Origin of the sequence: Bradyrhizobium sp. Leo170, from assembly GCF_004296405.1 — a bacterium.
Lineage (GTDB): Bacteria > Pseudomonadota > Alphaproteobacteria > Rhizobiales > Xanthobacteraceae > Bradyrhizobium.
In genome coordinates this window covers 1-10,893 of sequence record NZ_PSRR01000298.1, presented here as the reverse complement: position 1 = coordinate 10,893, position 10,893 = coordinate 1, and the positions used below count along the sequence as shown (strand labels likewise).

Below are 10,893 nucleotides of genomic sequence, written 5' to 3'. Positions count from 1 at the left end.
CAGCTCATGCCGCGAGAACGCGCACTCGCATCCTCCCCGCTGTTTGACAATTGAATCAGACCTCACCTCGTCATTGCGAGCGGAGCGAAGCAATCCATCGCGCCGCGTGTGGGGGCATGGATTGCTTCGCTGCGCTCGCAATGACGTGGATAGCGCGGCGCACTCGCACCTATCCCCTCACCCTGAGGAGACCGCGCAGCGGTCGTCTCGAAGGGCGAGGCCACCGGCAGGGCCTCATCCTTCGAGACGCGGCGAAGACGCCGCTCCTCAGGATGAGGTCTGGCAGCGACGTAGGGTGGGCAAAGCGAAGCGTGCCCACCACCGCGCACGGAATGCTTGATGGTGGGCACGCTGCGCTTTGCCCACCCTACATCTCTGTTCAGCAAGCGAATGCCTTCAGCCCTGCGCGCGTTCGATATTGCCGCTGCGCGTCGGCACGCCGAATTCGCGCCGGCAGACGTCGGCGAGCACCGCCACGCCTTCGCGGATCTGCTGATGCGAGGGGCTCGCGAAGCACAGCCGCAGCCGGCTGCCGGACCACGCCTTGTTGGTCGACCATTCCGGTCCCGGATTGATGGAGACGCCGGCGGCGAGCGCCGCCTGGTAGAGTTTCAGCGTATCGACATGATCCGGAAGCTTGACCCACAGAAAGATGCCGCCCCTCGGCTCCTCGAATTCCGCCACGGTGCCGAACTGCTCGTTCAGCGCCTCCATCAGCGTATCGAGCTTCTTGCGCAGGCCGCGCGTCAGCTCCGGCACATGGGTCGCAAAATGCGGCGCGCAATATTCGGCGAGCACCATCTGCTCCAGCGCGCCGGAGCCTGCATCGGTCTTCAGCGCCAGCATCCGCGACATCACCTCCCAGGGTGCGACGATGAAGCCGACGCGCAGGGCAGGCGCGATCGATTTCGAGAACGAACCGATATGGATCACGCCGCCATGCTGGCTCATGGCGTAGATCGCGGGCGGGCGCTCGCCGCTCCAGGTGAGGTCGGCGTAGCAATCGTCCTCGAAGATCGGCACGCCATACTCGCGCGACAGCTTCAGCATCTCGGCGCGGCGGCTCTCCGGCAGGATCGAGCCGGTCGGGTTCTGCACGGTCGGGATGGTGTAGATATATTTCGGCGTGATGCCGCGCCGCTTATGGTCGGCGAGCGCGGCAGCCAGCGCATCGATCCGGATGCCGTCCTGGTCGAGGGGAATGCCGACGGCGTTGACGCCGAGCCGCGTGAGCCGGTTCAGCGAGCCCTGATAGGTCTCCTGCTCGATCAACACGGTGTCGCCCCGCGCAAGCAGCGTGTGGTTGACGAGGTCGAGCGCCTGCAGCGAGCCCGAGACGATCAATATGTCATCGGCCGTGCAGACGATGCCGGCGTCGCGCTTGAGCTTGCCGGTGAGGAATTCGCGCAAGGGCCGATACCCCTGCGGGCCATGGGCGAGGTTGTAGGTCGCGAGCGCCTTGCCCTCGCGCTTCAACACCGCGTTGACCGCCTCGATCAGCCCGTCGACCGGAACCCCATCCGGATCGTTGTTGCCGCCGACGAAGCTGTATTTGGCAAGCCCGGTCCACTTGGCGGCCGCCGCCGGCAGGCCGGCGGGCAACAGCGGCGCGAAATCGAATTGGGTTGAGGCGGACATGGACATTCACTCCCGTGTTGTTGTCATTGAGAAGGCCCAAGTGAAGTGGAAGGCCCTCTTGCTAGTTCTTGCCGACGATCCTGATCGGTCGCCCCTGGCTGATGAAGGCATAATGCCCCGGGCCGACGCTGCCAACCATCAGCGCTTCGACCGCGGGTTCGGCGATCTCGCCGGCTGCGGCCCAGTCCACCACGAAATTTGCGCCGGTGCCGCCGCGCACGTCGGAAATGGGGATGAAGACCTCGATGGTTGCGAACGGCTTCAGCGCGATCGGCGCCTTGAGGTAGCTTTCAACCGGCTTGCCTTCGGTGTCGAAATAGGCGATCCGCTTCAATACGAGGGGCTTGGTCTCGGAGGTGTTGTGGACACTCAATGTCACCGAGAAATCGGCCCTGAGCCTGCCTTGGCTCATCGAGACACTGGAATAGACTGGGACATAGAAAGAGCCGGAAACGGCGAGATTCTCGGCGGGAACAGCCGTCAGCGAACTCGCAAAACCCTGCTCGATGCTGCCGTTTTGCGCCATGGAGGGGCGGGATGCGGTCAGCGATGCCAGAATCGCCAGAAACAGGCTAAGGGCGCGGATGTGACAGATTGCTCGTTTGACCCCCGTGCTTGGGTCTCTAGGTTGCGATGAGGAGAAGCCCCAAGACATGCATGAACTTATAGGTGATATTACTTTAAGCATCCTGTTCGCCTGGGTGCTCGGCCTGTTAGCTCATTTCTCCCGGCAACCCCTGATCCTGGCCTACCTTATCGCCGGGTTTTTGATTGGTCCATTCGGCACGGGTCTGGTCAAGTCCCAGGAATCGATCAGCGTCATATCAGAGCTCGGCCTGATCTTCATGCTGTTCATGATCGGGCTCGAGATCGACCTGAAGAAGATCGTCCGCGCCGGCAAGGTGATCCTGTTCGCGGCGGGCGGCCAGCTCCTGGGCGGCTGCCTGCTCGGCATCCTGTTTTTCGTCGGCATCGGGCTGTCGATGGGCGGCGGCGGCAAGTTCGACGCGCTTTATCTCTGCGTCGCCTGCGCGCTCTCCTCGACCGTGATCATCGTCAAGGTGCTCTACGAGAAGCGCGAGCTCGATACGCTGCCCGGCCGCATCACGCTGGGCGTGCTGGTGCTGCAGGACATCTTTGCGATCCTGTTCCTCGCGGTGCAGCCGAGCCTCGACAACCTCCAGGTCGGCATCATCCTGCTTTCGATCCTGCGCGTCGGCGTGCTGGTGGCGACGGCGCTGGTGCTCAGCCGCTACGTGCTGCCAAGGCTGTTTCAGCAGATCGCACGCCGCCCCGAGCTGATCCTCTTGGGCGCGCTCGCCTGGTGCTTCCTGATCGGCGAGGTCGCCGAACGCCTGCATCTGTCGCGCGAGATGGGCTCGCTGGTCGCCGGGGTGTCGCTGTCGACCTTCCCTTATGCGCTCGACGTCACCGCCAAGGTCACGACCCTCCGTGATTTCTTCATCACGCTGTTCTTTGTCGCGCTCGGGATGACCATCCCGGTTCCCGGCCTCTCGGTGATCGGGCTTGCGCTGTTGATTGCGGCGTTCACCGTAGTGAGCCGCCTGGTCACGACGTTCACGCCGCTCTATCTGATGAAGCAGGGCTTGAGGGCCAGCCTGCTGCCGGCGATCAACCTGGCGCAGATCTCGGAATTCTCGCTGGTGGTGATCCAGACCGGCGTCGCCGCCGGGCATATCTCCACTGCGACATCGAGCGCCGCCTCCTTCGCCTTCGTGGTGCTGGCGGTGTTGAGCACCTTCGCGATCACCAGGAGCAGCGAGATCACCCGTTCCCTGATCGGGCGGTTGAAGCGGATCGGGCTTCGCGACCTCGACCAGGCCCACCCTGCGGAAGGGGGCGGTCAGGAGGCCGGCCACGGCGAGAGCCGCCGGATCGTGATCCTCGGCTTTTTCCGCGCCGCCAGCGCCCTGCTCAGCCAGATCGAGCGGCAGAACGAAGCGCTGTTGGAGCAGATCAGCGTCATCGATTTCAACCCGCTGGTGTTCAGGACCTTGAAAGATCGCGGCCTGCAGGTGATCTATGGTGATATCAGCAATGTCGATACGCTGGTGCATGCCGGCATCGGCAAGGCCGAGATCATCATTCTGAGCGTGCCGGATTCGCTCCTGGTCGGCGCCAACAATGAGAAGCTGGTCCGCCATGTCCGGAGCCTCAATCCGACCGCCAAGATCGTCGCGACCGCCGATTTCCTGGCCGATGTGAACGATCTCTACGTGGCCGGGGCCGACTACGTGACGGTGACGCGGATCAGCGACGCGAGCGAGCTGTTCTCGGTGATCGAAGCCGCCGATGCCGGACTTCTGGAAGAGAAGCGCGCCGCGATGGATGCGCAGCTCGCCGAGCGACGGGAGGTGTTGCCTTGAGATACGGCCTGGTATGCCTGCCGACGCTGTTCTGGCCTGCGGATTGATGCTGGCGCGGGCTGCCGGTTCCGGCTAATGCACTGCCAGCAAAAAGCGAGATTTTGAGACATGGCCGATACGATCCAGGAAGTGTTGCAAGCCTTTGCGAAGGGCGAACTCGTCGTCGTCACCGATGACGACGACCGGGAAGGCGAGGGCGATCTGATCGTCGCCGCGTCGCTCTGTACCGCCGACAAGATGGCCTTCATCATCCGCCACACCTCTGGCATCGTCTGCGCGCCGATCACCACCGACGACGCGAAGCGGCTGCGGCTCGACCCGATGGTCGCACATAACGATTCCAGCCACACCACTGCCTTCACCGTCTCGATCGACTACAAGCCCGATGGCGGCACCGGCATTTCGGCAGACGAGCGCGCCTCCTGCTGCCGTGCGCTCGCCAATCCCAATGCCGGCGCCAATGATTTCGCCCGGCCGGCCACATCTTCCCGCTGATCGCCCGCGATGGCGGCGTGCTCCTGCGCTCCGGCCATACGGAAGCCGCGGTCGACCTCTGCAAGCTCGCCGGCCTGCCGTCGGTCGGCGTCATCAGCGAATTGATGAACGACGACGGCACGGTGATGAAGGGTGCGCAGGTCGCCCGTTTTGCCGCCGCCAACAACCTCAAGCACGTCACGATCGCCGACCTGATCGCCTATCGGCAGGCCCGCGAGAAGCTGATCGAGCGGGTCGCGACGTTTACGACCGACAGCCCGATCGGCCCGCTGCAGGGCTATGCCTATCGCTCGCCGTTCGACGAAATCATGCACGCCGCCTTCGTCTATAACGGCATCGGCGACGGCAAGAACGTGCTGACGCGGTTGCACAAGCCGAACATCGTCAAGGACATCTTCACCGGCGGGGCTCGCATGGAAGCCGTTCTGCGGCAGTTCAAGAAGGCCGGCCGCGGCGTGCTGGTTTACTTGCGCGACGGCGCCGCCGGTGTTCCCGTCGAGCCCGTCGGCGCGACGCAGACCGCGGAGGCCGATCGCAACCGGCAATGGCGCGAGGTCGGCGTCGGCGCACAGATCCTGCGCGATCTCGGCGTCACCTCGATCCGCAACCTCACCTCGTCCGTGCATGACTACAAGGGATTGTCCGGTTTCGGTATCGAGATCGTCTCCAACGAGAAACTCGAAAGTTAATCGATACTGTCATTCCGGGGCGCGCGTAGCGCGAACCCGGAATCTCGAGATTCCGGGTTCGATGCTGCGCATCGCCCCGGAATGACGGTGAAGGGATCACCAATTGCGCTTCCACTCACGGCGCTTTAATTTAACGGGTAATTCCGAAACGACGATGCGAAAGGGATTTTCATGAGCGTGCGCCCCCAGGCCAAGGACAAGCCGGCAGCGGCTTCTTTCCAGTGGGATGATCCGTTCCTGCTCGATGACCAGCTCACCGAAGACGAACGCATGATCCGCGACACCGCGCGCGCCTATGCGCAGGACAAGCTGTTGCCGCGCGTCATCAATGCCTATCTGGAAGAGAAGACCGATCGCGATATCTTCAACGAGATGGGGGAACTCGGCCTGATCGGCGTCACGCTGCCGGAGGAATATGGCTGCGCGAATGCAAGCTATGTCGCCTATGGCCTGGTGGCGCGTGAGATCGAGCGGGTCGATTCCGGTTATCGCTCGATGAACTCGGTGCAGTCCTCGCTGGTGATGTACCCGATCTATGCCTATGGCGATGAGAACCAGCGCAAGAAATATCTGCCCAAGCTCGCCACCGGAGAATGGGTCGGCTGTTTCGGCCTGACCGAGCCGGATGCGGGTTCCGATCCCGGCGGGATGAAGACCCGCGCCGAGAAGGTTTCCGACGGCTACCGGCTGACCGGCAGCAAGATGTGGATCTCGAACGCGCCGATCGCCGACGTCTTCGTGGTGTGGGCCAAGTCGGCCGCGCACGACAACCAGATCCGCGGCTTCATCCTGGAGAAGGGCATGAAGGGCCTCTCCGCGCCGAAGGTAGGCGGCAAGCTTTCGCTGCGCGCCTCCATCACCGGCGAGATCGTGCTTGATGGCGTGGTGGTTCCGGAGAGCGCGCTATTGCCCAATGTCTCCGGTCTCAAGGGTCCGTTCGGCTGCCTCAATCGCGCCCGCTACGGCATCTCCTGGGGCGCGATGGGCGCCGCGGAGGACTGCATGCACCGCGCGCGTCAATATACCCTCGACCGCAAGCAGTTCGGTCGTCCGCTCGCCGCCACCCAATTGGTGCAGAAGAAGCTCGCCGACATGGAGACCGAGATCGCGCTCGGCCTGCAGGCCTCGCTTCGCGTCGGCCGGCTGATGGACGAGGGCAAGATGGCGCCGGAGATGATCTCCATCGTCAAGCGCAACAATTGCGGCAAGGCGCTCGACATCGCCCGCATGGCGCGCGACATGCACGGCGGCAACGGCATCCAGATCGAATACCACGTGATGCGCCACGCCGCGAATTTGGAAACCGTGAACACCTACGAGGGCACTCACGACGTCCACGCGCTGATCCTGGGCCGCGCCATCACCGGCATCCAGGCGTTTTCGTAAGCGCTGAAGTTGTGGAGCGATATGTAACCCCTTGCTCCGTCATGGCCGGGCTTGTCCCGGCCATCCACGTGTGAGCTTCCGGAAAGAAAGCGCATGGATGCCCGGGACAAGCCCGGGCATGACGAAATCAGCGTCAGGTGTTTAGCCATGGCCGACAACGACGACATCCCGTTCAACCGCGATTTTCCGCTGCAGCCCGGCGTGGTCGACGAAGCCCGTCCCGGCGTGCGGCGCGTCCTCTGCAACAATCCGAGCCCGTTCACCTTCACCGGCACGGTCAGCTACATCGTCGGCAAGGGCAATGTCGCGATCATCGATCCCGGCCCCGACGACGAAGCGCATGCCAGGGCGCTGCTGGATGCCGTGCGCGGCGAGACCGTGACGCATATCCTGGTCACCCATACCCATCGCGACCATTCGCCGAACACGGCGCGGATCAAGCAGGCGACCGGCGCGCCCGTCTATGCCGAGGGCCCGCATCGCGCCTCGCGGCCGCGGTTCGAGAGCGAGAAGCATAATCCGGAGTCCGGTGCCGACCGCGACTTCAGGCCTGATATCGAGGTCAAGAGCGGCAACGTGATCGAAGGTTCCGGCTGGGCGCTGGAGGCGGTGGCGACGCCGGGCCATACCGCCAATCATCTGGCGTTCGCCTGGCCGGAACGCGGCATCAATTTCGTCGGCGATCACGTGATGGGCTGGTCGACCTCGATCGTGGCTCCGCCGGACGGATCGATGATCGACTACATGGCTTCGCTGGAACGGCTGGAGCAGCGGCCCGAGGAACTCTATTTCTCCGGCCATGGCCCCGAAATTACCGAAGGGCCGCGCTACGTCCGCTTCCTGGCGCGACACCGAAAGGCGCGCGAAGCCTCGATCCTGCATCGCCTCGCCAAGGGCGAGGCCGACATCCCGACCATGGTGCGCGCGATCTATATCGGCCTCGATCCGCGGCTAACCGGCGCTGCCGGCTATTCGGTGCTGGCGCATCTGGAGGATCTGGTCGCCCGAGGCATCGTCACGACCGACGGCGATCCGGTGATCGGAGGAACGTACCGGCTGGCGTGAAGCGCAAATGACGGATGGGACGCTCCATCCGCCATTCGCTTACGTCGTGCGCGTTAGTGCGTCACCAGCGGGCAGCCGCCCTTGTCGAGCGGACGGAACGCTTCGTCGCCGGGCACGGTGGCGAGCAGCTTGTAGAGGTCCCATTCGCCCTTGGACTCCGAGGGCTTCTTCACCTCGAACAGGTACATGTCATGCACCATGCGCCCGTCGATCCGGATTTTTCCGTTCTTGGCGAAGAAATCGTTCACCGGCGTGGCCCGCATCTGCACCATCACCTTCGGCGCCTCGTCGGTGCCGATGGCCTCGATCGCCTTCAAATAATGCATCGTCGCCGAATAGAGCCCGGCCTGGATCATGGTCGGCATGTGCCCGACCTTCTCGTTGAAGCGCTTTGAGAAGGCCCGCGTCTCGTCATTCATGTCCCAATAGAAAGCGTCCGTGACGATCAGGCCCTGGGTTGCCTGGATGCCGAGCGAGTGCGTGTCGGTGATCTCCTGCAGCAGCGCGATCATCTTCTGGCCGCCCTGGGTGATGCCGAACTCGGCGGCCTGCTTCAGCGCATTGGTGGTGTCGCCGCCGGCGTTCGCGAGCGCCACGACCTTGGCCTTCGAGGCCTGCGCCTGCAGCAGGAAGGAGGAGAAGTCGGAGGTGTTGAGCGGGTGGCGCACCTCGCCGAGCACCTTGCCGCCGCTTTCCTTGACGACGTTGGCTGCGTCGCGCTCGAGCGCCATGCCGAAGGCATAATCGGCGGTGACGAAGAACCAGGTGTCCTCGCCGCGCTTGACCATCGCCTTGCCGGCGACGTTCGACAGCGCATAGGTGTCGTAGGTCCAGTGCACGGTGTTCGGCGAGCAGGCGACGCCGGTGAGGTCGGACGTGCCGCCGCCGGAATTGATATTGATCTTGTTCTTCTCGCGCGTCAGCGCCGAGATCGGCAGTGCGACCGAGGAGGTCGGCACGTCGAAGATCGCATCGACCTTCTCGTTATCGTACCAGTTCCTGGCAATGGCGACGCCGACGTCCGGCTTGTTCTGGTGATCGGCGAAGACCACCTCGACCGGCTTGCCCTTCACCTTGCCGCCGTAATCGGCGACCGCCATCTGCACCGCGGCGACCGAGCCCTTGCCGGTGGCATCGGCATAGAGGCTGGACATGTCGGTGAGCACGCCGATCCTGACCACGTCGTCGGAAATCTGGGCATTGGCGGCGCCGCCGGAAGCGGCAAGCGCGAGACCCGCCGCAAGGGCGGCCGCAAGCGGTTTCATCGTTTCTTCTCCCTGGCTTCTTGTGGAGGATTATCATTAACGCCGCCAGTTCTATCCGGTGCCATTAGGGCGGCAAAGCCCGGGACCGCGAACAAGGCCGCAGGGGAGGTTTGCACGCGCGCAGCCCGCAGCCCGGGTGGAGCGGAACGCGCAACCCGGGACGTCCGCATTCGCATTCACGAGCGGTCCCGGGTTACGCTGTCGCTCCACCCGGGCTACGGCAGTCCCCGCAAGAGCGGGGCGAGGGAGAACCTCAAAACGCCGGGAGCTTGCTGATGGAAACGTCGATTGCGCCTTCGGTTTCCACGATTACGCGCAGCGTCTTGGAATCGAAGGCGATGCCGGCGAGTCGCAGGCTCGTGATCTCGGTCGAAACCTTCACGCCGTCGTCGTTCTTCTGGTAATCGGCGATCGCAGCGGCGAGCTTCTCGCGGGCGTTGCTCGCGAACGGCTTCAGGTCGACGGTCATCTTCTCCGCGAGTGCCCGCTGCAACTGTGGCACCGCAGCGCGCGCCGCAGCACCCAGCAGGCCGAAAGCGGCCTCGGATTCGACCGCCAGCTCGATATCGGTCAGCCGCACGATCTGCTGCGCCTGATCCAGCACCGGCCGTCCCCAGATGTGCACGGTGGCCTCAGCGCCGAAGCCGAAGAAGCTCTTCTTCTCCTTTGCGTTCACCAACACCGAGACCAGAAGGCGATCGCCGGAGGCCGCTACGCTCGCGTGCTTCACCGTGACGTCAACCGGACCGGAGCCATCCTCCGGGAAGGTCTTGCCGGCGAGCTGCGCCTCCAAGAGTTTTGTCAGCGACACAAAGGACATGTCGACGGGCATGCCGATGCTGACATGGCCCGGCGTCTGCGGTCCGATCAGGATCGTCGCCGGGAACGGGCAGTCTGGCTTGGTCGGCGCCTCCGTGATCCGGGTCTCGGCTTCGATGCCGAGCGTCAGCGTCACCGCGGACGCGTCGACACGCGGCTGCGCCGCCAGCGCACGGATCGGGCGAAGCTCCAGCCACAATGGCGGCATGTTTGGGACGGCACCCGCACCCTGCAGCGGGATCGAGCGGCAGGCTTTCGCCCATTGCGCGCGCGCATTCTGCTCGAAGGTCGGATCGTTGCGCATCTTCGTCTGCACGGCGGTCAACTGGTCGGCGACGGTCTTGTCGATCAGCGGCTTGACCTGCGCCGGCACGTTGACGCGGACGCCTGCGACCGACAGGCCGGTGTCGCCGAGATTGACCTGCGCCTGGAGATTCGGCTCGATGCGCCAGGCCGCGGGGGGCGCGAGGTCACGACCACATTGCCTTTGATCTCGGCGTTAGCATTGATCTGCTTGATGTTGATGTCACCGATCTGCTTGGCGGCATTGGCGCCGAGCAGGCTGCCGAGCACATCGCCGATCGCGCCCGTCGCCTTCGCCGACAGCGAGCCCGTGACGTTCAGCGCACCCGTCAGCGGCGTGGAGAGCGACAGTACGTCCTCCGCTCCGGTCGCCACGATTGGCCCACGCGAGGCGGTCCAGCCGATATCGGCATTCTGCAGGATCTGCGGCACCGGATTGTCGGCCTTGCCGTTGAAATTCTTCGGCGTGCCCCGGTCGGCGACGTCGCGGATCGCCGATAGCGCAACGGCGACCGGTGCCATCACCACCGAGCTGCGCGGCGCCGGTGGCAGCGGCGGCAATTCGGCCAGCGGCGGTGCCGGTACCGCGGCGTGCGGCGACAGCCAGTCCATGGCCTTCAGGCTGATCAGGAACGACGCCGCAATCACCGCGACGCCAATCAGTATCATCTTCGAACGCATCGGCAGACGCATCATCCCCCTCGGATCGAGAAGCCCCCGATTCGCTTATTATAGGGAAGGGAAAAGATGCACCAGTGCGGCGGATCGGTGTCCGCGCCGCGGCGCTTCTGGGCCGGGCGCTGTTTGGTTGAACATAGCCTGTGCGTAGCCCGGGTGAAGCGTCAG

The 10,893-nt window shown here is 64.2% G+C and carries 6 protein-coding genes and 2 pseudogenes; 4 read left to right on the top strand and 4 right to left on the bottom strand.

Annotation, left to right across the window (positions count from 1 at the left end; genetic code table 11):
* Positions 1 to 396: 396 nt before the first annotated feature.
* Together CWO89_RS33815 and CWO89_RS33810 are read right to left on the bottom strand one after the other, a co-directional pair.
* A complete protein-coding gene (locus CWO89_RS33815) occupies positions 397 to 1,638 on the bottom strand; it encodes an aminotransferase-like domain-containing protein (RefSeq protein ID WP_130582804.1) in 1,242 nt (413 codons plus the stop codon).
* 61 nt (positions 1,639 to 1,699) lie between these two features.
* Positions 1,700 to 2,164, bottom strand: coding sequence for a DUF3124 domain-containing protein (locus tag CWO89_RS33810; protein WP_245476704.1), 465 nt, complete (start codon positions 2,162 to 2,164; stop codon positions 1,700 to 1,702).
* A 127-nt stretch (positions 2,165 to 2,291) separates the two neighbouring features.
* On the opposite strand from CWO89_RS33810, the gene CWO89_RS33805 reads away from it, so the two are divergent.
* The 4 genes and pseudogenes from CWO89_RS33805 to CWO89_RS33790 all read left to right on the top strand — a co-directional run bounded on the left by CWO89_RS33805 (position 2,292) and on the right by CWO89_RS33790 (position 7,660).
* Positions 2,292 to 4,025, top strand: coding sequence for a cation:proton antiporter domain-containing protein (locus CWO89_RS33805; protein ID WP_130582803.1), 1,734 nt, complete (start codon positions 2,292 to 2,294; stop codon positions 4,023 to 4,025).
* Between the two features lie 108 nt (positions 4,026 to 4,133).
* Positions 4,134 to 5,209: pseudogene (gene ribB, locus CWO89_RS33800) on the top strand (3,4-dihydroxy-2-butanone-4-phosphate synthase).
* A 171-nt stretch (positions 5,210 to 5,380) separates the two neighbouring features.
* Complete coding sequence (locus tag CWO89_RS33795) at positions 5,381 to 6,595, top strand: acyl-CoA dehydrogenase (protein WP_130582802.1); 1,215 nt, start codon at positions 5,381 to 5,383, stop codon at positions 6,593 to 6,595.
* Positions 6,596 to 6,742: 147 nt separating this feature from the next.
* On the top strand, positions 6,743 to 7,660 hold the full coding sequence (locus tag CWO89_RS33790; RefSeq protein ID WP_130582801.1) for an MBL fold metallo-hydrolase: 918 nt from the start codon (positions 6,743 to 6,745) through the stop codon (positions 7,658 to 7,660).
* A gap of 53 nt (positions 7,661 to 7,713) precedes the next feature.
* Here the strand turns inward: CWO89_RS33790 and CWO89_RS33785 are convergent, their stop codons facing one another.
* Entirely contained in the window at positions 7,714 to 8,925 is a 1,212-nt protein-coding gene (locus tag CWO89_RS33785; protein WP_130582800.1) for an ABC transporter substrate-binding protein, read from the bottom strand.
* A gap of 253 nt (positions 8,926 to 9,178) precedes the next feature.
* Positions 9,179 to 10,740 (bottom strand): annotated as a pseudogene (locus tag CWO89_RS33780) (DUF4403 family protein).
* Positions 10,741 to 10,893 lie beyond the last annotated feature (153 nt).

What these genes read in the sequence shown, in the direction of transcription:
- CWO89_RS33810 (WP_245476704.1), bottom strand. Translation starts at nt 2,164, where the DNA reads ATGGCGCAAAACGGCAGCATCGAGCAGGGTTTTGCGAGTTCGCTGACG.
- CWO89_RS33790 (WP_130582801.1), top strand. Translation starts at nt 6,743, where the DNA reads ATGGCCGACAACGACGACATCCCGTTCAACCGCGATTTTCCGCTGCAG.
- CWO89_RS33795 (WP_130582802.1), top strand. Translation starts at nt 5,381, where the DNA reads ATGAGCGTGCGCCCCCAGGCCAAGGACAAGCCGGCAGCGGCTTCTTTC.
- CWO89_RS33805 (WP_130582803.1), top strand. Translation starts at nt 2,292, where the DNA reads ATGCATGAACTTATAGGTGATATTACTTTAAGCATCCTGTTCGCCTGG.
- CWO89_RS33785 (WP_130582800.1), bottom strand. Translation starts at nt 8,925, where the DNA reads ATGAAACCGCTTGCGGCCGCCCTTGCGGCGGGTCTCGCGCTTGCCGCT.
- CWO89_RS33815 (WP_130582804.1), bottom strand. Translation starts at nt 1,638, where the DNA reads ATGTCCGCCTCAACCCAATTCGATTTCGCGCCGCTGTTGCCCGCCGGC.